The following is a 21,342-nucleotide window of genomic DNA, read 5'->3' on the forward strand; positions in this document are numbered from 1 at the left end:
AAGAAAAAGATACAAGCCCCTTCAGTGAACAGTTTAGTAACTGAATAGTGAGGATTGTCATTTTGATTTTTTTAAGGGGTTGACTGTTGTTGTGCAGCTTGTGTCACCTCTTCAACAGTCAATTCTAACTCCTGGGCAAACTGAATTTCGACAAAGTAAATTGGTTTTTCCTCTACGTCTGGAAGAAATACACCGTCAATACGAAAAGCTGTTTGCTTAACTTCCACTGATGAGAATTCATATCCTGTAGCAGTTGCGGCAGAATTACCAATCAATTCAAAGAAAATATTGGGAAACTCTTGAAATAGGCGATAAAATATGCTATCTGTTTTCACTCACTGAAGTATTTTAGGCAGAGGCTGATAATTCCCCAATTTACCATACCGCCCACATCAATCTGTTACTAAGTGTAATTAAGCTTACTCAGTATATACGCCCATAGGTTTGTGTGAGTTAGTACAGATGAACGCAGCGATCGCCAATATTCCCGGCATTCTTTTGCCGATTGAGGAGTTTATCAATAAATACTTTTCGGGAGTGAGCAGAACCAAGAATGAAGCTACAAACCAAATATAGACCCCAATTTCATCTTTGACGTGTCAAGGGAGTCATAGCTTAAATGCACTAATTTTTTAACCCACGAATCAATTCTGGGAAACAGATAGATGTCAAACTGCAAATTTTTCCTTGAAAAAAGTCATCATTTTTGATTCCCTATCACAGCCAAAAGCTTGGGGAAATCACTTTTCAAGCATAAATTATTCAACATCGGTAAGCATAATCTGAGAAATACCAACGTCACGCAGCAATTTCTTCTCGCACCTGGGCAACAAAATTCGAGAGAATTTGTAACCCGATATTAGAAGATTTTTCGGGGTGAAATTGGACTGCAACTAAATTATCACGAGCAACTGCGGCAGTGATAGATTGACTGCCATGGGTGACAGTAGCAGCACGCACCGTAGTATCCAGGGGGTCAACATAGAAAGAATGAACAAAATACACCCAAGGATGGGGTGCTAAATATTCCCAAAGCAAACATTTTGGTTGGGTAAATTCCAGCTGATTCCAACCCATATGGGGAATTGTAATTCCCGGTTCGGGACGGAAACGACGCACCTTACCTTTAATAATTCCGAGTCCAGGTTCATGTCCTTCCTCGGAAGATTCAAAGAGAATTTGCAGTCCTAAGCAGATACCTAAAAAAGGTTTGCCAGAAGATATTGCCGCTTTGATGGGTTGTTCTAAACCACGCGACCTTAAGTGTTGAACTGCTGGGTCAAAAGCACCCACACCGGGCAAAAGAACAGCATCTGCTAGTTCCATTTCCCGTGCCGAATCTGTAATTTTAGGTGTTGCACCAGCTCTTTCTAAACCTTTACAGACTGAATGCAAGTTACCCATGTCGTAATCAACGACTGCAATCACCGCCATTTTTACCTGCTCCCGTTCAAATTATTATGGAGGGTAATTCTATTTTAAATAATAATTCCTATGTCGAAAAGATTTCTATTAACTTCTTTTGATATTTGGTTGCCCCATCACCAATCAAATTCCTCTGATGATTTGTTGACTCAGGTGAGTAAACTTGAGGGAATATCTCATGATTTAACTTGTCTGAGACTTCTACCAGTAGATATTGCCCTAGCTAGTTCTCAGGTAATCGAAAAAATCCGCGAACTCCAACCCCAGGCTATTATCTGTTGTGGCATGGCAGAAAAGCGATCGCAATTAACGGTAGAATCAAATGCGAGTTGTGGTGAGGCAGTTTTACAAACAACGGTGGATTTACAAAATTTGCTCGCCCTCTCCGAGAATGTCGGAATCAGTCACGACTGCGGTAAATTTATCTGTGAAGGTCTATATTATTCCGTGTTAGATTACCTGAATAGGCAGCAAATCAAAGTCCCCTGCATTTTTGTCCACGTTCCTATTTTGACTGAGGATAACTTATCTGAGATTACCCGCGATTTTCTATTAATTATTCACCAGTTGGCACTTTCGTAAATTGGATTACGTCTGGATGAGGAAAAAAGTATGTAAGTATATGTTGCCATTCTTACTGATTCTGCCCATCGCCCAATCAAATATTCAACCCATCGGGGAGGAAATTATCCAGATTCAAGAGGTACTACCTCTTCCTGGAAAATTGGATATTATCCCAACTTTTAATAGTAATAGTCCCGAAAAGGTATTAGAAGAAGGTATTTTACTTTCAACTTTTCCCTCCCAAGGTAAGAAAGCACCCACTGCACACCTGAATTTTCCCTTTCGTGGCAGATTTGATATTTTTGCCCACCACATCGCGGAAGCTCCCTCACCGGATAATTTAAGGACATTATATTTAGGTGTGATGCTGCATAATCCGGGGAGAAAACCTGTAAAAGTCAAGGTTTTCCAAGCAGCGAGTTATTTAAGTCAACCGGATGCACCTTTTATTCAGTTACCCAGTTTCAGCGATAATTGGTTAGGAAATGTCTTTGCTGGACCTGGCGATCGCGTCATGAATGAGGTACTCAGAGGACAACGACAAAATAATTTTCCTGCCGAAATTACCATCCCTCCCCAAAGTAGTCAGATGGTGATGAATGCACCCATTCCCGTGAAGGGACTCAACCCACCTCTCAATGGTCGCTCTGCCTTGATGCGTTTATGGAGTAGTGGTAAAGTCTATGCGGCGAGTATGGCGATGTTTGCTCCCACTAATTCTGATGGTACAGAGCGATCGCCCAATGTCCAAGAATGGCAAAATCTCTTAAATAGCGGCGATTTATCCACACCCAGAGATAAGGTACCCACACCCCCAGGTCAAACACCTATTATCTATGGTCGTGTCGCTGGTGTCGCCCAGGGTTCCCGATGGCGAGCTTTTATTACGGATAATCCCCAAGTCAAATATCTTACCATCCCCCAAGCTGGTCAAGCTTATTCCTACGCTCTCAGCACCGTTGATGGAGGTACCCTTGGTACGGGACAGGTGCAAAGTGCGCCCATGTTAGCCCGTTACCCCGATACCGCTTACCGTGCCCATGGTAACTATGGTATTCAATATAGCCTCAAGCTGCCTTTGTATAACAAAACACAATCAAATCAAAAAGTGACAATTTCCTTGCAAACACCTATCAAAGAGGAAAACCTGAAAAAAGGTGGTTTGCGCTTCTTCAGTACACCTGCCAAGCAAACCTTCTTCCGAGGTACGGTCAAGCTAAGTTATAAAAATGACCAGGGAGAACTCCAGGATAAGTTTTTCCACTTAGTACAAAAACGCGGGCAACCAGGGGAAGCTCTCGCAACCTTGCAGATGAAACCAGGGGACAAACGACTGGTGGAAGTGGATTTACTCTACCCACCGGATGCTACACCACCGCAAGTATTAACTGTAACAACAGATAGGAACTAAGGAACGCAAATCGAAGCGGAAGGCGGGGTATTTTTCCTATTTCCCCACAATTCTGAACTGAAGTTTGAAAATTGCTACATATTCCAAATTTCCGTGAACCAGGCAGACAGAAACAGGCTCGGAATGTGAGAATATTTATACTTTGATAGTTTTGCCAAATTGACCTATGATGCATCCTTCTTTGCAAAGTGCATTTGCTAGCCGTCGCGCTCTGAAAGTGATTAGCGGTTTACATAATTTTGACGCAGAACGTGTAGCGGCAACAGTAAAAGCTGCACATTACGGTGGTGCAACGTTTCTGGATATTGCAGCAGATGTCACGTTAGTGCAATTAGCGAAGGGATTGACAAATTTACCAATATGTGTATCTGCTGTAGAGGCTGAAAAATTTGTGCCCGCAGTGGCAGCAGGTGCAGATTTGATTGAGATTGGTAATTTTGATGCTTTTTATGCCCAGGGGCGGAGATTTGAAGCGGAGGAAGTGTTAGCTTTAACTTACCAGACTCGCTCCTTGCTGCCAGAAATTACCTTGTCGGTGACTGTTCCCCATATTTTGACTTTAGATCAACAGGTACAACTGGCTGAGGATTTGGTGAAAGCGGGGGCTGACATCATTCAAACCGAAGGTGGTACAAGCAGTCAACCCAGCCACGGGGGAACCTTGGGTTTAATGGAAAAAGCTGCTCCTACCCTAGCGGCAGCCTATGAAATTTCCCGTGTCGTCTCAGTACCTGTGCTTTGTGCTTCCGGTATTTCCAATGTTACCGCACCCTTGGCGATCGCGGCTGGTGCTGCGGGTGTTGGTGTCGGTTCTGCCATCAATCAACTCAATAGCGAAGTGGCAATGATTGCTGCTGTGCGGAGTTTAGTGGAAGCATTAGCAACCCCAGTACAGACTAAGGTGTAAGTATTCCTTGGGGAATATCGCACAGGCACAATGCCTGTGCCACAATCTTGGAAGGAACGACTAAAAACAATCCTTTAAGCTATAAATTACCTGTTGTTGTTGCTCCTCAGATAATTCTGGGAACATCGGCAAGGATAAAACTTCATTTGCTCCCTGCTCCGATATTGGTAATTGCCCTACTTGATAACCTAGGCTTTCGTATACAGGTTGCAGGTGTAAAGGACGGGGATAATAAACCATAGTATTAATTCCTCGTTCCTGGAGTTGGTTGCGTAGCCAATCCCTGCGCTCATCCAGCACACGAATGGTGTATTGATTCCACACACCTTCACCCCCAGACAATTCCTGGGGAATAGTAATACCAGAAATTGCAGAGAGAAATTCATGATAACGGCTGGCGATCGCCTGTCTTTTCTCGTTCCAACTATCCAAATGCTGTAATTTAATCGTCAGAATCGCCGCTTGAATTGCATCTAAACGACTATTAACACCGATTTCTGCATGGATATATCGAGTCGTTTGCCCATGTTCTTTCAAAACTCTCAACTTGGCAGCTATTTCAGAATTATTGGTTGTTATTGCCCCACCATCACCACATCCCCCTAAATTTTTTGTCGGGTAGAAACTAAAACAACCAATGTGTCCAATACTACCAACCCGTTCCCCTTGCCATTTTGCTCCCGTGGATTGGGCGCAGTCTTCAATGACAATTAAATTATGGGCGATCGCAACAGCCATTAAACTTGTCATATCCACAGGTTGCCCAAATAGATGCACTGGGATAATCGCCTTAGTTTGGGGAGTAATTGCTGCTGCTACCTGTTGCACATCTAAATTAAAAGTAGTTGCATCAATATCAACAAATACAGGTTTGGCTCCAACTGCGCTAATCACTTCCGCAGTCGCAATGAAGGTAAAAGGAGTAGTGATGACTTCATCACCTGCACCAATATCAAAAGCACGTAATGCCAAATAGAGAGCATCCGTACCGGAGTTACAAGCAATGCAATTACTTACATGATGATAAGCGGCAAACTGCTGCTCGAAATTTTCTACAACAGCACCACCAATATAACGTCCAGAAGCCAGAATCTCTAACACCACAGCACTAACTTCGGCAGCGATGGTGGTATATTGTTGGCGATTATCAAACGCAGGGATGGAATTTACACTTTGAATCATGAGATTTTATTTTCTGATGAAGTATAGATGCCAAAGCTGAATTGTTAATGATTGCATTGTCAATCAACTCGCTACGGCAATTATGTTGTCCTGAATACTCAGTGACAAGGGGTTGGTTTTCCGAAATATGGGGAGAGAGTCACCAAAAAGCGGCTATTTGCTCATACTCACCTATTCTTGAGGGTGGTGTAAAGATTAAAGCATCATCTCAGGTAATTTTTTGTGAAAGTAAAAGATAATATAGCAACCAAGGGGTGATAGGTGAGATTTTTTCCTAATCCTCTTTGTTCCCACCTTCGATTCCTGATTCCCCCGGTAGAATGTCAGAACTTATCAAGCTAGATATTATAGATTTAATTAGTGCCTTGGGATTTATCCTCGCAGCTGTGGCTTTGTCCCTATGGGCAAAAATTGGCTTAGAGTTGAATATACTTGTGGCGGTGGGCAGGAGTCTCTTACAGTTAGCTGTCTTAGGTTATTTGTTAGATTTCACCTTTGCGCTCAATCACCCTGTTGCTGTTGTCGGATTCTTGTTGACTTTGTTGACATTTGCGGCGATCGCCACGAAAAATCGCATTTCTGCCAAACTACCCCTGTTACCTTGGGTGTGGGGTTCCCTGATATTTAGTACTATTTTGACGCTAATTTATACCAATTATGTGATTCTGCAACCGGAAAGATGGTATGCACCTCGCTATTTAATCCCCCTATTTGGGTTGATTCTGGCAAATGCGATGAGTGCTGCGGCGATCGCTGGTGAAAGACTTGTAAGTACTATTTCCTCAAATCAGGCAGAAATTGAAACCCATCTCTGTTTGGGTGCAACTCCCCAGCAAGCTGTCTCTCGTTACCGCAAGGATGCTATACGCGCAGGAGTCATACCAACCCTGAATCAAATGATGATAATTGCTATGGTAGCTATTCCTGAATTTACCACTGGTCAATTACTCAGCGGAATTAATCCCCTTGATGCCGCATCCTATCAAATTCTGGTTTTACTGATGATAGTGTTTAGTAATATCTTGACTACTATTTTACTGACTCAAGGGGTGAGCCAACAATTTTTTAATTCCGCAGCCCAACTGAAAAATAAAGTTTAAATACAGCAAATTCTACGCTTTGTTCTGTATGTCATTAAGAAAAACTTATTTTAAATATTAGATTAAACTCCAATAAATTCGGTTAAAGCTTTTATTTTACTCAGTCATGTAAATGTAAATTTCGTATAGGGAGAGTTCTTCTAAATTCTCTCCATTTACAGTTTTGACATTGACACGACTATTTGATGTACTAAACCCAGTTATTTCTCCTCTAGTAGTTGTTTTTGTTTCGTTGTCAATGTACTGCCTTACTTCAACTTGACAGCCAATAAGTTTTTCGAGATAAACATCCTCATCAAAATCTCTAGGCTTAGAATCCACTATGGATCGTAATGATTTTGGCAATCCTAACTTATCAAATAATTTTTTATTATATATAGCTTCATACCAATTTTTAGCTTCTTTTATTTGTTCTGGGGTCAAATTCTTCACAGATGTAAAATTAGTAGATACCAAGTTAGCATTAGTTAGTTTTGCTCCGGAAAAATCTGTATAATAAAACTTTTCATATTGATAAGGAGGACTATATCCATCATCTATAGATATTAATTCAAAATTATTATCAATTTCCTCTTCATCCCATGTTCTGGCACTTACAAGTATTGTATTACTTAAATCAGCATTTATAAATATTGTATTTTGTATACATGAGTTTTCAAGATTTGCATTGGTAAGATTTGCATTAGTAAGATTTGCATTGAAAAGATTTGAATTGGTAAGATTTGCATCATTGAGAATAATATTACTCAGGTTAGCACCGCTCAGATTAGCATCACTAAGGTTAGCACCGCTCAGATTCGCATTACTCAGGTTAGCACCGCTCAGATTAGCACCACTCAGATTGGCATCACTAAGGTTAATGCCACTAAGGTTAGCAGTTTTTAACAGAAATTGTAAAAGTTCGGTGTCACTTATAAAATGTAAAACCCTGTTTTGACGTTCTGTATCATTTTCTAACCGTCGCAATATAGTTACTGTTCTTATGCGTGCAACATCTCGTACGCAATTATCTGCATTTGCATGATTACTTTTTTCATTTGTATCAAGAAACAATTCAGAGCGACTTCTCCTATTAATTAAGATTTCTGACATCCTGTCAATGTAATCCTGAAAAGCCTCTTCACGTAAATTAGCTTCAGCAATATCTTTTTCAACTTTTTCTCTTTGTTCAGCCTGTTGCTTCTCAACTTTTGCTAGTTGTTCAGCTTGCTCTTTTTCAACAAACGCTCGTTTCTCTGCTCGTCGTTGTTCGCTAGCTTGAAACTGAAATAGCACAACTGGAATTGCCAAAGTACCAGCTAGCCCTAACCAATCCCAAAGCGTCTTTCCTGATTGAAAATGTTCAGTTTCAGTTTCCTTGACACTGATAATCTTTCCGTCTTTTATTGTTTTCTCTATACTTTTTGATTTATTTGAATCTTCTCCAAAACCACTCCAGTTAAATTGGTAGAGAACAGGAATACTAATGACGCTAATTGCGAAAAATAGTCGTAAAAGAACCTTAGCGGGCAAGGGCTTAAAAATATCTTTAGTTATTTTCATGAAATACGAAAAAGCATCACCACTTGAATACACTATTTCAGTAGTGTATTTCGTAAATTATACAAATAAAAATTAATTATTCTCAGAGAATTTACCAGTCGATATTTAACCAAAGTAGATGATTAGGTAGTTCTTACTGGTTCTTTAGGCGTTGCTTAATAGGGTATGAAAATTAATGTTTTCAAAATCCAAATTGTAGATTCTTCGCGCCCCTGCGCCTTTGTGTGAAACAAAATTCATATTGCAATCAGCAACGCCATTCTTTCTTATTCTGTGATTACAGGTTGTGAAAAAAATTACCAAGAATGGAGCGCCCGCAACTGTGGCGTTTTTTTCAATTGGTGGGTTGCCATACGTGTGAGAACATCGTCCAAAATGGTGATTGCTTCAGCAATAAACGGTCCCTTATTTAACATCACACACTCAGCACGTTCAGCCATTGCCGCATCCGTCATTTCTCCCCTCGAAGGTGTGCCTTCTTTTACCAAACTTTCTAATACTTGGGTTGCCCAAATTACGGGAACATGGGCAGCTTCGCAAAGCCAAAGAATTTCTTCCTGAATTTCTGTTAAACGCTGGTATCCAATTTCCACAGCTAAATCGCCTCTGGCAATCATAACCCCAAATGATTGTTTCCCTGCGGCATGGATGATTAATTCTGGTAGATTGGAAACCGCGATCGCCGTCTCAATCTTTGCTACAATTGCGGGTCGAGTTGCTAGTCCCTCACAGCGCTTGTCCAATTCTTGTTGGAGTAACTCAATATCAGCAGACCTTTGTACAAAAGAGTAGCCAATAATATCTGCATGGGTGGCAACAAAATCCAAGTCGGATAAATCTTTTTCAGTCAGTGGACTCAGGGGTAATACTGTTTTTGGAAAATTCAAGCCCTTTTCTGGTCTGAGTTTGAGTCCTTTGGGGCTAACATGGGTAACTTGTAATAAAAGTCCTGGTTGTCCATTGGCTACTGGGTAATGGGTATCAACTACGCGAGTCCGAATCTTGCCATCATCAATATATACCGGGGTGTCAACAGTTAATAAATCGAGAATTTCGGGAACTGTACAGCAAGTTTGGAAATAGTCTATGGGTGATGGGATGGACTCAACTGTCTGTAACTCACTTTCGAGTTCAGGTTCACATCGCGACAGCAGGATATGATCCCCTTTGAACACCCGTTTTTTATCCGGTGGTGTAAGTACCTGCCCTGTGCGGATTTTCAAACCTGCCAAGTCCATCATTACCTTACAAGATTTTCCTGTTTCCTGTTCTGCTCGCCGAACATTATCGATCATCCTCCCCCAAACTTCAGTTGTATCGTGGGCGCAGTTAATTCGCACACAGTTTGCCCCACGTTGTATAATTTCTCGCACCATTTCATAGTCGGTGGCAGCTTCCGTGGGTAGTGTCACCATAATCCTGACCCGACGTTGGGATGGAGACTGACCAAATAATTCTTCGGTGTGTTTTTGTAGTAAGCGATCGCCCTCAAAAAAGAACTCGATAGGTGGACGGTTGAGGTGCTGGGCAGACTTAGAGCCACAAATGACTTCCAAGCTTGCAATGACAGCATCTAGATTGGGTATTACCCGTGCTTCAATCCGTCCTAGGGAGGATAAACCCCAAGGCATCAGTGCAGCTTGCAGGGAGCGGAGATCATGCTGGCGTAAAGCTAGATATTCAGCTAAATTCAAGGCACTAGCAAGAAACTCAGAACGGTTAATGTGTGGTTTCCAGCAGTTAAAGGTGGCTTGTCCTTCAGTTTCCACAGTTTGGCGAAGTTCTTGCAGAGTCGATAACAAATTATGTGGACTTGAGAGATTACTAAGTGTGCCAAACGCCTGACTGTTCTGTGTCCTAGCGTTCGAGTTTGAAGTTGTAAACTGCATAAAGTCTGACTCAGTTACTCGATTACTGTTGCTTTAAATCAGGTTCAGTTACAAAATAAAAGCCAACATTTAATCCTAGTTAATGTTAGCTTTCACTGTCGTACCCCCCATCGGGAAATACGCTATCTATACCATTTCACGAAAATTATCAAACCCATCCAGATGCTGGAGTCCTTATAAAATAAGTATTCCCAATTTCAGAGGCATCATTTGATTGACAGCAAAATTACATTCTTGCGCCATCCTAGTTGAGTTAAAAATTAGATGGAATTCATCAGGCGATCGCCCCACTTTAGGCACAATCTATGTATATATTAAAGGTGGGAATTCTGAACTTATTTAAAAACTACCAATTAATTTAATACCCTGACGGGCGAACTTCCATGGCAGTACTGTAAACGTGCCCATCATTACTAACAACGGCATTCTTAAACTCTGCATTGTGCAATTCTTTAAAACCTGGAGTTTGCCTCATCGCAGCCAGGTGTTCTTCGCTTTCCCACAAAGCAACAGCAGTAACTCTCGTACCATCATCACTTACAAGTACCTTGGCTTCGATAAAACCAGGTTGTTGTTTAACCACTTCTGTATAAACCCTAGAGACAACTTCAAAGGCAACTTGCTGCTTGTCAGGCAAGACGGTAAAAACGTTCACAAATGTAATCATAGCTTTTCAGCTTGTCTACACCACTGAATAATCACAACTTTACAGCATATTTGCAATCTAACTATTATCGAAAATGCAAGATTCGCTTTCACCTACAGCCCAGACAAGCATGAATTAATGCACCTGCAATCATATTACAAATTATTGCTATACTCTCGACATCAGGTAAACAATTATTCTATTGTTATGCCATTAAATTAGTGTTTGCCAGGGCAAAGTACAGGCGAAAACCTGGGAGTCCCGGCAGAATCAACAGAACCTTGACAACATAATAATTACAGCGTTTTGTTATTCCTGACTATTGATTATTAATATCAATAAGTGTGGCTGAAAGGAGGTCATTTTTTCGACCTGGCAAAACTGCTTGTAGAACTATTGTTCTGTAAGGGTTTCAGGTGCTGGACTTGAAACTAACTGATTCCCGTTCGCGGGATTGAAACAGGACACCTACAACAACAGCAAAGAACTATTCAACAAACTTGAAACTAACTGATTCCCGTTCGCGGGATTGAAACGAAATCAAGTAAAAATGCAAGAAAAAAGCAGACCGAGCTTGAAACTAACTGATTCCCGTTCGCGGGATTGAAACTCCCTAATTACCGCACGCCCCACTAAAGGGACAGAACTTGAAACTAACTGATTCCCGTTCGCGGGATTGAAACATTCCTGGCTATTTTCCTTACGGGTTCCCAGCTTGAAACTAACTGATTCCCGTTCGCGGGATTGAAACATTGCCTCAAAGGGGAAATGCATAATAGCGGCTATATAACTTGAAACTAACTGATTCCCGTTCGCGGGATTGAAACCATTAGGAACAATCAATACATTATTAGCTTCAGAAACTTGAAACTAACTGATTCCCGTTCGCGGGATTGAAACAAAACACTTAATTAAGAGCCATAACCCTCTCTCATCCTTGAAACTAACTGATTCCCGTTCGCGGGATTGAAACCCATTATGTTCTCAGCACTAGGCATCGCTTTCCCTGACTTGAAACTAACTGATTCCCGTTCGCGGGATTGAAACAGGTTTATTCAGTTTCTATCTACGGAAATGTATCCTTGAAACTAACTGATTCCCGTTCGCGGGATTGAAACCAGTCCTTTGGATTTATTTGTTAGGTGAAAATATCCTTGAAACTAACTGATTCCCGTTCGCGGGATTGAAACGGGTTTGCTCTTAAATCGCCTTCAAAACTATTACGAACTTGAAACTAACTGATTCCCGTTCGCGGGATTGAAAATTTATTTTTCTCTAAAGAAATAAGTACAACTGCTCAAAACTACCGATTTAGTTGACGGGATTAAGTTTGATTACAGACAGCGATCGCTATCCTCAAATTATCTTCGACGAAACACAAACAGATTGCCCGTTTTCCCCCTACCAATTCTCATCTCCCCATCTAAATAAGAAGTTATCCACACAGCTTGATTCCGCAGAAATTCCAACACCGGGATTTTCAAACGAGGTAAAGTCAAAGGTTTAGTTGCTTGCAACGAAAATGCACAAAAACTAACTAGGGCGGTTTTTTCATCCTCCCGTTGCCAAACTCCCTCAGCCTGAACTTGCCATTCTCCCAAAACAGGCAATTCCATCAGGGCACAATTGGAAGTAGCAATTTTTCCAGCCTCATCTACAGTCAAATTTTGCCACACCTGGTTAATTTTTACACTCATCCAATCAGGTGTTGTTGCCAGCTTGCGAGTCACCACAGTTCCCCTGGAAGCGTATATCAACTGCCATTCACCAGTTAAACTATCTGAACTCAGGGGTTCGGGAGTCGGGTTCATTTCCTCCAAGGAAAACACAATCCCATCTATAGTTGGTTCTGGCTCTGGAAATATGGCTTGCTGTAATGATAATCCTGCCAAGCGTTGTGACAATTCCGCTTTTAGAGCAATTATTGTAGTCGTAATATTGTCATCCATAATAAATCTTGATGTTGCCAGTGAAAATATAATTTTCTAACTTACCCACCTGTATTCCACCATCTTAAGAGCTAGAATTTGGCTCCATTACCAGCATTTTTTGATAACCCCAATCTTCAGCCGCATTATTGTCCTACCAAAGTGATACTGGGAAAAAACCTGATTAATACTTATATTCCCAATACTTCCACGATTTTTCCAACAGATGCATCCGATGGAAGTACCGTAAAAGTAGATATCCATAGGAAACTAGAAAAGGGCGAACAAAACACAGCCTATGGGTTTTGACACAGTAAGTGGTACTAGTTGCTTGCGAAGGAGGATAGATATATGCGTGCTGTACTAATGGCTGGAGGTTCGGGAACGCGGTTACGTCCGCTTACCTGCGATCTACCAAAACCGATGGTACCGATTCTCAATCGACCGATCGCGGAACATATAATTAACCTACTCAAACGGCACCAAATTACCGAAGTTGTTGCCACACTCCATTATTTACCCGATGCTTTAAGAGATTATTTCCAAGATGGCAGTGATTTCGGTGTGCAACTTACCTATGCAGTAGAGGAAGATCAACCCCTAGGAACCGCAGGTTGCGTGAAAAATATTGCTGAACTGTTGGATGAAACTTTTTTAGTCATCAGTGGTGATAGTATCACGGACTTCGACTTGACGGCAGCCATTGAATTTCATAAACGAAAGCAATCGAAAGCAACTTTAATCTTGACTCGTGTCCCGAATCCGATCGAATTTGGGGTAGTCATTACCGATGAAACTGGACAAATCAACCGATTTTTAGAAAAACCTTCCACCAGTGAAATTTTTTCCGATACAGTCAATACTGGCACTTACATCTTAGAGCCGGAGGTTTTAGAATACCTACCCGATCACCAAGAAACTGATTTTTCTAAGGACTTGTTTCCCCTATTACTGGCAAAAGGAGAGCCAATGTATGGGTATATTGCCCAGGGATATTGGTGTGATGTGGGTCACTTAGATGCATACCGTGAGGCACAGTACGATGCCCTAGACTATAAGGTAAAACTGGATTTTCCCTACAAGGAAATTTCTCCCGGTCTTTGGGTTGGTCAAAATACATACATTGACCCTACTGCACAACTGGAAGCGCCAGCAGTGATTGGTGATAATTGCCGCATTGGTGCGAGGGTACAAATTGAGGCAGGGACTGTGATTGGTGATAATGTCACCATTGGCGCAGATGCCAACCTGAAGCGCCCAATTATTTGGAATGGGGCAATTATTGGTGAAGAAGCGCACCTTTCAGCCTGCGTAATTTCCCGTGGTACCCGCGTCGATCGCCGTGCCCATGTTTTAGAAGCAGCTGTGGTGGGTTCCCTTTCTACCGTGGGAGAGGAAGCGCAAATTAGCCCTGGTGTGCGGGTTTGGCCCAGCAAAAAGATTGAGTCTGGGGCAATTCTCAACATTAATTTAATTTGGGGAAATACTGCCCAGAGAAACCTGTTTGGGCAACGGGGTGTCCAAGGGTTGGCGAATATCGACATTACTCCAGAATTCGCTGTCAAGCTAGGTGCTGCCTATGGTTCTACCTTAAAACCAGGTTCCAAGGTGACTGTTTCCCGTGATCAACGCAATATTTCCCGGATGGTGACTCGCTCCCTAATTGCGGGATTGATGTCTGTAGGTATTTCCATTCAAAATCTGGATGCGACGGCAATTCCCATTTCCCGAACAGTAATTCCGAAGATGGATGTGGTGGGGGGTATTCATGTACGGGTACATCCCGATCGCCCGGATTATATTTTGATTGAGTTTTTGGATGGAAAGGGAATTAATATTTCCAAAGCCAAGGAAAAGAAAATCGAAGGAGCATATTTTAAAGAGGATATGCGGCGATCGCAAATCCATGAGGTGGGTGATGTAGCCTATCCCAGTCAAGTTGCAGATTACTACTGCACAGCTTTTGAAAAATTGCTCAATATTCACACAATTCGTAACAGCCGCGCTAAAGTTGTGATTGATTATGCCTATGCAGTTTCTGGAGCTGTTCTACCCCAGATGCTACACACCTTTGGGGCTGATGCTGTGGTTCTCAACGCCAGTTTGAATAAAACTGCCATGTCTGCGGCTGATAAGGAAGGATTAGTCACCCAGCTCGGTCATGTGGTAGAAGCTTTAAAAGCTAACTTTGGAGTACAAGTTTCGGCGAATGGTGAACAATTGATACTAGTAGATGAGTCAGGTATCCCAATTCGGGGGGAAATTTTAACCGCCTTGATGGTGGATATGATGTTAACTTCTCATCCCAGGGGGACTGTAGTTGTTCCAGTTCATGCATCTAGCGCCGTAGAACAAATTGCCCGCCGTCATGATGGTCGAGTGATTCGGACTAAAGCCAACTCCACAGCTTTAATGGAAGCAAGTTATACCAACTCCAATGTGGTATTAGGTGGTAGTGCGGATACAGGGTTTATTTTTCCCCAGTTGCACCCCGGCTTTGACTCCATGTTCTGTATTGCCAAGCTGATTGAAATGCTGACAATTCAAGAGCGATCGCTAGCTTCTGTGCGTGCAGAAATACCCCGTGTGATTCATAAAACCTATGCTGTACGCTGTCCCTGGACTGTAAAAGGTGCATTAATGCGGCATCTTGTGGAAACCCACCCAGCTCAAAATCTAGAACTCATCGATGGCGTAAAAATCTGCCAACCCTATGATGATAGCTGGGTATTATTACTGCCAGATGCTAGTGAACCAATAGTACATTTATTTGCTAATAGCAATGAGCGTGATTGGGTAGATGACAATATCCGCTTGTACCGAACTCGCGTGCAAGCATTTGTAGAGAAAGAAGAGGAAGAGGTTGCTGCGGAAAACTAGGATTTCCTAAGACTGAGCAAGGGGTAGTTCAATAGTAATAATAGGGAATTGAAAAATATCTCTACTCCCTTGCCATCCATTCTCGTATCTCCACGGTTGTCCAACTTATGAAGAATGTATAAAATTTCAGCAAGTATCATGTTTCAATTCCACTCAAACTACTTATATCAAAAGTTACTAAATCCTCAAAATATCCGGAAAAGTTTATCTAAACAGAAAAAAATGCACCCTAATTGTTAAGGTCATGCAAACAATCTCATGGTAAATGACTAGCTCCTGTTATAAAGGGAGATAATGTGAATGCCAGCCACTATCCGACAGTGGTTGTTTCCAGGATATTTTATTTTAGATTTTGGTGCCGATGGAGGGCAAAGCAATTTGAGGGATGCAAATTCACAAATCAATGAATATTATTCTTGATATATTAAGCAAAAAAGTGTCAGCCGAACAGCCCTCTACTGATGAACTCCCAACTATAGAATTTCCCTCCAGAGGGAAGTTAAAAGCTAGTTCTTGGCGTATCCACCAGAAAATCGGTTATGGATACTTCCTAGCTATTGGTATTGGCTTTTTTGGTTCAGTTACTGGTTTGGTTATCGCTAATTCCTATCGGGCACAGGGAATTAGACAATATAATCATGCTCACTTTCAATCGCAGATGCTGTCTGGGTATAAAGATGCGATTATGGAAGCACAGTTATATAGTTCTAACTTAGCTGCATTTGTGGGAGAGTCGGAGAAACTCACTGCCACACGCACGGAATTTTGGAACAGTATCGCTAAAACTAAGAAAATTGAACAGGAAATCATTGGTTTTCTCGATAGTAAACCCAAGAAATTAGCGGCAACAGAAGATACCCTCAAAACTCTGTTACGTTACTCTGCAAATAATTTAGATGCTTATGTGCAACAGATAGAGTCAGCGCTACAACCAATTGACAGACAGCAACTTTCACCAGAGCAGGTACCAGTCATTCGGGAAAAATTACTGACTGTGATGCGTGGTGAAACTGCCGCACAGTTGGATGAAATGAGTCATAAATTGACTAATATTTTGCAAATTGCCGAAAGACAAGAGCAAGAAAAGAATGATGATGTGGAACAGGCAAAAATCATTGAACGCTTGATTATTATTGCCAGTATGCTGCTTTCCGTTTGTGTGGCAGCCATTGTTGCATGGCGAACTAGTCGGGCGATCGCTGAACCTGTAATTACCGTCACCCAAGTCGCAGAGCAAGTTGCCAGAAAATCAAATTTTAACTTACGTGCCCCCATCACCACTGAAGATGAGATCGGATTACTCGCAAAATCACTGAATCGTTTAATAGAACAGGTATCTAAACATACAAAAGAATTGGAACAAGCTAAGGAATTAGCGGAAGCTGCCAATCAGGCGAAAAGTGGTTTTTTAGCTAACATCAGTCATGAATTACGCACTCCCCTAAATGCGATTATTGGCTTGAGTCAATTATTAGAAGATGATGCTGTAGATATGGGGTTAACAGGAGATATTGTCAGCGACTTAGAATCAATTAACTCTGCTGGTAAGCATCTGTTGAATCTTATTAACGATATTCTCGACTTGTCGAAGATGGAAGCAGGAAAAATGACATTCTATCCAGAGACATTTGATGTCGTGAGTTTAATCAACAATGTGGTAGTGACAGTTAAACCTCTAGTCGAGAAAAACGGCAATATCTTAGAGGTTGACTACGATCATGAATTGGGTGTGATATACACTGACCAAACTAAACTCCGTCAGGTACTTTACAATCTTCTCAGCAACGCTGCCAAATTTACGACTAACGGGAAAATCAGACTGAAGGTAAAACGGGACAATAACCACCCTGCAACGGGACAACTTCAGGAATTAATTACTTTTATTGTTACAGATACTGGTATCGGTATGTCCCTTGCCCAACAGCAAAAGCTGTTCCAACCTTTCACCCAGGGAGACGCATCCACCACGAGAAAGTATGGAGGTACGGGCTTAGGGTTAGCCATTACTCGCCACTTTTGCCATATGATGGGTGGTGATATTTTGGTGAAAAGCGAACCCGGTGTTGGTTCTACCTTTGTGATCAAGTTACCCACTTCAATGACTGCCTAATTTTGCGGTGAGAATAGTTTGAATTTGTTTATGTACCACCTCTTGAGTTAAGCTAGCGTCTATTCTTCTAATTCTTTCAGGGTGGGTATTGGCTAAAAACTTATATCCCTGTTGAACACGATGATGAAATTCTATCTTTTCCTGCTCAATACGATCAGGAGCTTCGCCACTTTTGATTTTACGGGCTAATCCCGTTGCCACGTCAATATCTAACCATAAAGTTAGGTCGCTGTGGAGTCCAGTTGTGGCAATATGATTTAAGTTATCAATTAGCTCTCGATTTAAACCACGTCCGAAACATTGATAGGCAATGGTGGAATCGGTATAGCGATCGCAGAGAACAGTTTTACCTGCGGCTAAATTTGGTAGTAGTAACTGTTCGACATGTTGAGCGCGATCGGCTGCATATAATAAGAGTTCAGCGCGATTACTAATGGAATTTTTCCCTGAATCTAATAATAATTGCCGTATATGCGCCCCTAAATCTGTACCTCCAGGTTGCCGTGTAACGACTACATCCACACCTAAACTTTGCAACCATTGGTGACATAGATGGATTTGGGTTGTTTTTCCACAACCTTCTACCCCTTCAAAAACTATTAGCTTTCCATCCATGATTTGATTTAGTAGGTGAACGGCATTTTTCAAATTACCATTCAATCGTACTATTTTGACTCATTTGCGTAAGGTTGACCATTTTTACGAGTCAATACCCAACTACCAGAATTTTCGATTGCCATCAAATCATCGTCAGGGTAGGTTGCTATATCTCCAGGGGTTTTATCCCCAATTTCTAAGTAAGTTGCCACAGCACCAGAACGATTAACTAAATGATGTCCGTTTGCCTCACCAGCAGGGAATGCAGCAGCCATACCAGGTGTTAAAATTTGCTCTCCTTCGTCAGTAATTAAGGTGATTTCTCCAGTCAGAACATAAATAAACTCATCTTGGGAACTATGCCAATGACGCAAAGCCGAAGCGCTACCTGGAGCTAATTTTGTCAAATTGACACCGAAATTTTTTAGCCCTGCAAAGCTACCTAAACGCTGTTTAATTCTGCCAGCAACCACATTTTTGAAGGGTTCAGGATAAACAGTGGTTGTGTATTCTGGCACATCTTCGGGATGAATAATCATTTTTCACCTGAGGAAAAGTAAAGGTAGGTGAATTTAGCATTTCCCTACCCATGGACCAACTTAAAATAATTCGTAATGCTCCCTGCGGGAGAGCTAACGCTAACATAATTACGTTTTTTGACGGGACTTAAACCCCGATACAAAACACACTGCTTATGGAAGCAGGGGACTTAAACCCCCAAAGTTGGTTAAAAATAGTTGAAGGGTATAGGGTGCAGGTTTTTTATGTTCACTGTCACCTCTTCCTCTTACCCCCTAACCTTGGTAAGGATTACCCACACGATCAACAAATACATTCGATGATAGGGGTAAACGACCAGGATTGAGACGGGGTTCCGCAGCATAACCGACGGGAACAACAACGGCGATCGCCAAGTCGGGATCGTTCTCTGCACCAATCACAGCTTTCACCTTCTCTTCAATCCAACCATTCATAAAGCAGGTAGATAAACCTAAACTTTCTGCTGCTAATACCAGATGAGTCGCTGCTATCATGGCATCTTTAACAGCAAATTCCCGCTTTTTGTCACCTAATCCGGCTTGGAATTGGGGAACAGAGGTTCTAAAATAATTGACAGTTCCCTCATTAAAAGCACCAGATGCTAAACCCTGCTCTAACATTGGTGTTAAGTCTTTTTCCCCTGCTAGGACATCCGCAGCAAAGACAAAGGATACGGGTGCTTGTACAACTTGTTTCTGATTCCAACAAGCTTCACACAGAGCGGCTTTTTGGGCTTCATCCTGAACTAAAATAATTCGCCAGTCTTGAATATTAAAACTACTGGGAGCGGCGATCGTTAATTCTACCAGTTGTTTCAGCAGTTCTGGAGTAATGGGATCGGACTTAAAAGTTTTAATTGAACGACGCTGAATAATTGCCTTTGGAACATCTAAGGGCTGAACTTCGGTGATTGGATTCATAAAATTCCCCAGGGTGTTATTTCAGATTTACTTATTGGTTTGATGTACTCAGCTGTTAGTTACAACCAACTGGCATATTGTATCGGTAATGTGGTGACATTTTTCCGTCGTAATTCAACCGCAGCACGATGGGACCAATAGGGATCCCGTAGCATTTCTCGCGCTAATAGTACGATGTCTGCACGTTGGTTACGAATCAACTCGTCAGCTTGCATCGCATTGGTGATAAAGCCCACAGTTGCAGTCGCAATCTCCGCTTCTTTACGAATTCTCTCAGAGAAAGGTACTTGCCAACCAGAGCCAAAGGGATATTCTTGATAATTGGGTGTATTAAAACCGGAACTACAATCGATTAAATCAACACCCTCTGCTTTTAATTTTTTAGATAATTCTACGGAGTCATCGATATTCCAACCACCCTCTACCCAATCACTACAGGATAATCTAGCAGTCAGTGGAAGACGTTCGGGCCAGACTTCTTTGACTATTCTGGTAATTTCTAATGCCAAACGGATTCTGTTTTCAAAGCTCCCACCGTACTCATCTGTACGTTGATTAGATAGGGGTGAATAAAAACTATGAACTAGATAGCCATGGGCAAAATGTAATTCTAACCATTCATACCCTGCTTCCAAAGAACGTAAAGCTGCGCCTCGAAATGCTTCTTTAACTTCTTGAATATCTTGTTTGGTCATTTCTTTGGGAATACGCCAAAGCTTCTCTGTATCAAAAGCGACAGCAGATGCTCCTAGAGTATCCCATCCACCTTCAGTATCTGCCAGGGAATTATCCCCTTCCCAAGGACGTGCAGCACTGGCTTTTCTACCTGCATGGGCTAGCTGGATTCCAGAAATTGCGCCATGCTCTTTAATAAATGTGTTGATGCGTTGCAGTGGGGCAATGTGTTCGTCTGACCAAATTCCGGCATCCCCTGGGGTAATCCTTCCCCGTGCTTCCACGGCTGTCGCCTCGGCAATTATTAACCCCGCACCACCAACAGCACGAGAACCTAAATGCACTAAGTGCCAGTCTGTTGCCCTGCCATCCTCGGAACTATACTGACACATCGGAGACACGCCAATGCGGTTACGCAAAGTGACATCCTTTAGTTGAAAAGGCTCAAATAAATTTGGCATAGATTCTACCCTCTATTCCGTTGCTTGATTTTCAACTGAGTTAGGGAATAGGTAACGGGTATCTGTCTGCCAACCCATTACCTATTTACCTAATAACTAAAGATACTGACCTAGGGTTTTAGCCAGAGTTGTCTTGGGAACCGCTCCAACAACAGTATCGACTTGTCGCCCTCCTTTGAATACCATCAGTGTGGGGATGCTACGAATCCCGTAATGGCTGGCTACGGTGGGATTTTGGTCTGTATTTAATTTCACCACTTTTACCTGCCCCTCGTATTCGGTGGCTACCTCATCGACTACGGGGGCTACCATTCGGCAAGGACCACACCAAGGAGCCCAAAAGTCTACTAGCACAGGCACTTCACTGTCGAGGACTTCTTGTTTAAATGTGGCTTCTGTCACGTTCGTTACGGTTGACATACTCGCCTCCCTATATAATTCGTTTATTCGATATAATCGAATAATTAAAATATAGACGAAGATTGCAGATAATGCAACTTAGCTGTGGTGGAAAGAGATTATGGGGGCAAAATGTAGTTAGAATATCTACCACTATTTATTCAAT

17 protein-coding genes, 1 pseudogene and 1 CRISPR repeat array are annotated in these 21,342 nt (G+C 42.0%); of the genes and pseudogenes, 6 read left to right on the forward strand and 12 right to left on the reverse strand.

The annotated features are described in order from the left end of the window. Positions 1-125: 125 nt before the first annotated feature. Together IJ00_RS25790 and hisH are read right to left on the reverse strand one after the other, a co-directional pair. Positions 126-335: pseudogene (locus tag IJ00_RS25790) on the reverse strand (DUF2887 domain-containing protein); the annotation flags it as partial. Positions 336-798: 463 nt separating this feature from the next. Then, on the reverse strand, positions 799-1,434 hold the full coding sequence (hisH, locus tag IJ00_RS25795) for an imidazole glycerol phosphate synthase subunit HisH (RefSeq protein WP_035158143.1): 636 nt from the start codon (positions 1,432-1,434) through the stop codon (positions 799-801). A gap of 60 nt (positions 1,435-1,494) precedes the next feature. Here hisH and IJ00_RS25800 point away from each other — a divergent pair, with 60 nt between their 5' ends. The 3 genes from IJ00_RS25800 to IJ00_RS25810 all read left to right on the forward strand — a co-directional run bounded on the left by IJ00_RS25800 (position 1,495) and on the right by IJ00_RS25810 (position 4,307). Continuing rightward, on the forward strand, positions 1,495-2,007 hold the full coding sequence (locus tag IJ00_RS25800; protein WP_035158144.1) for a peptidase C15: 513 nt from the start codon (positions 1,495-1,497) through the stop codon (positions 2,005-2,007). A 40-nt stretch (positions 2,008-2,047) separates the two neighbouring features. Continuing rightward, positions 2,048-3,400 carry a DUF3370 domain-containing protein gene (locus IJ00_RS25805; RefSeq protein ID WP_035158145.1) on the forward strand — a complete coding sequence of 451 codons (1,353 nt, stop codon included), beginning with the start codon at positions 2,048-2,050 and terminating at the stop codon, positions 3,398-3,400. Between the two features lie 169 nt (positions 3,401-3,569). After that, positions 3,570-4,307 (forward strand): DUF561 domain-containing protein, encoded by a 738-nt coding sequence (locus tag IJ00_RS25810; RefSeq protein WP_046815068.1) that lies wholly within the window; start codon positions 3,570-3,572, stop codon positions 4,305-4,307. 60 nt (positions 4,308-4,367) lie between these two features. Here the strand turns inward: IJ00_RS25810 and IJ00_RS25815 are convergent, their stop codons facing one another. Beyond that, positions 4,368-5,489, reverse strand: a complete 1,122-nt coding sequence (locus IJ00_RS25815; RefSeq protein ID WP_035158147.1) for a DegT/DnrJ/EryC1/StrS aminotransferase family protein — start codon at positions 5,487-5,489, stop codon at positions 4,368-4,370. 320 nt (positions 5,490-5,809) lie between these two features. Between IJ00_RS25815 and fetB the strand changes: the two genes are divergently transcribed. Next, complete coding sequence (gene fetB, locus IJ00_RS25820; RefSeq protein WP_035158148.1) at positions 5,810-6,589, forward strand: iron export ABC transporter permease subunit FetB; 780 nt, start codon at positions 5,810-5,812, stop codon at positions 6,587-6,589. Positions 6,590-6,685: 96 nt separating this feature from the next. On the opposite strand, the gene IJ00_RS25825 is transcribed toward fetB, so the two are convergent. The 4 genes from IJ00_RS25825 to IJ00_RS25840 all read right to left on the reverse strand — a co-directional run bounded on the left by IJ00_RS25825 (position 6,686) and on the right by IJ00_RS25840 (position 12,615). After that, on the reverse strand, positions 6,686-8,131 hold the full coding sequence (locus tag IJ00_RS25825) for a pentapeptide repeat-containing protein (RefSeq protein ID WP_052754540.1): 1,446 nt from the start codon (positions 8,129-8,131) through the stop codon (positions 6,686-6,688). Positions 8,132-8,427: 296 nt separating this feature from the next. Beyond that, positions 8,428-9,933 carry a pyruvate kinase gene (locus IJ00_RS25830; RefSeq protein WP_238178398.1) on the reverse strand — a complete coding sequence of 502 codons (1,506 nt, stop codon included), beginning with the start codon at positions 9,931-9,933 and terminating at the stop codon, positions 8,428-8,430. A gap of 445 nt (positions 9,934-10,378) precedes the next feature. Next, a complete protein-coding gene (locus IJ00_RS25835) occupies positions 10,379-10,687 on the reverse strand; it encodes an antibiotic biosynthesis monooxygenase (protein WP_035158150.1) in 309 nt (102 codons plus the stop codon). 403 nt (positions 10,688-11,090) lie between these two features. After that, a CRISPR array of direct repeats spans positions 11,091-11,930; the repeat unit is 36 nt; unit sequence CTTGAAACTAACTGATTCCCGTTCGCGGGATTGAAA. 97 nt (positions 11,931-12,027) lie between these two features. Next, on the reverse strand, positions 12,028-12,615 hold the full coding sequence (locus IJ00_RS25840) for a PAP/fibrillin family protein (RefSeq protein ID WP_035158151.1): 588 nt from the start codon (positions 12,613-12,615) through the stop codon (positions 12,028-12,030). Between the two features lie 330 nt (positions 12,616-12,945). Here IJ00_RS25840 and IJ00_RS25850 point away from each other — a divergent pair, with 330 nt between their 5' ends. Beyond that, positions 12,946-15,474, forward strand: coding sequence for a mannose-1-phosphate guanyltransferase (locus IJ00_RS25850; protein ID WP_035158153.1), 2,529 nt, complete (start codon positions 12,946-12,948; stop codon positions 15,472-15,474). A 385-nt stretch (positions 15,475-15,859) separates the two neighbouring features. Beyond that, on the forward strand, positions 15,860-17,584 hold the full coding sequence (locus IJ00_RS25855) for a HAMP domain-containing sensor histidine kinase (RefSeq protein ID WP_046814921.1): 1,725 nt from the start codon (positions 15,860-15,862) through the stop codon (positions 17,582-17,584). Here IJ00_RS25855 and tmk read toward each other — a convergent pair. The 5 genes from tmk to trxA all read right to left on the reverse strand — a co-directional run bounded on the left by tmk (position 17,570) and on the right by trxA (position 21,197). Next, on the reverse strand, positions 17,570-18,199 hold the full coding sequence (gene tmk / locus IJ00_RS25860; protein ID WP_035158154.1) for a dTMP kinase: 630 nt from the start codon (positions 18,197-18,199) through the stop codon (positions 17,570-17,572). The two genes, IJ00_RS25855 and tmk, sit on opposite strands and share 15 nt — an antisense overlap. 50 nt (positions 18,200-18,249) lie before the next feature. Further along, a complete protein-coding gene (locus tag IJ00_RS25865) occupies positions 18,250-18,720 on the reverse strand; it encodes a cupin domain-containing protein (protein ID WP_035158155.1) in 471 nt (156 codons plus the stop codon). Between the two features lie 255 nt (positions 18,721-18,975). After that, entirely contained in the window at positions 18,976-19,641 is a 666-nt protein-coding gene (locus tag IJ00_RS25870) for a nitroreductase family protein (RefSeq protein WP_035158156.1), read from the reverse strand. A 59-nt stretch (positions 19,642-19,700) separates the two neighbouring features. Beyond that, on the reverse strand, positions 19,701-20,777 hold the full coding sequence (locus IJ00_RS25875; protein WP_035158157.1) for an NADH:flavin oxidoreductase/NADH oxidase: 1,077 nt from the start codon (positions 20,775-20,777) through the stop codon (positions 19,701-19,703). A 96-nt stretch (positions 20,778-20,873) separates the two neighbouring features. Further along, positions 20,874-21,197, reverse strand: a complete 324-nt coding sequence (trxA, locus tag IJ00_RS25880) for a thioredoxin (protein ID WP_035158158.1) — start codon at positions 21,195-21,197, stop codon at positions 20,874-20,876. Positions 21,198-21,342 lie beyond the last annotated feature (145 nt).

Source organism: Calothrix sp. 336/3, from assembly GCF_000734895.2.
In the GTDB taxonomy this organism is placed as follows: Bacteria; Cyanobacteriota; Cyanobacteriia; order Cyanobacteriales; family Nostocaceae; genus 336-3.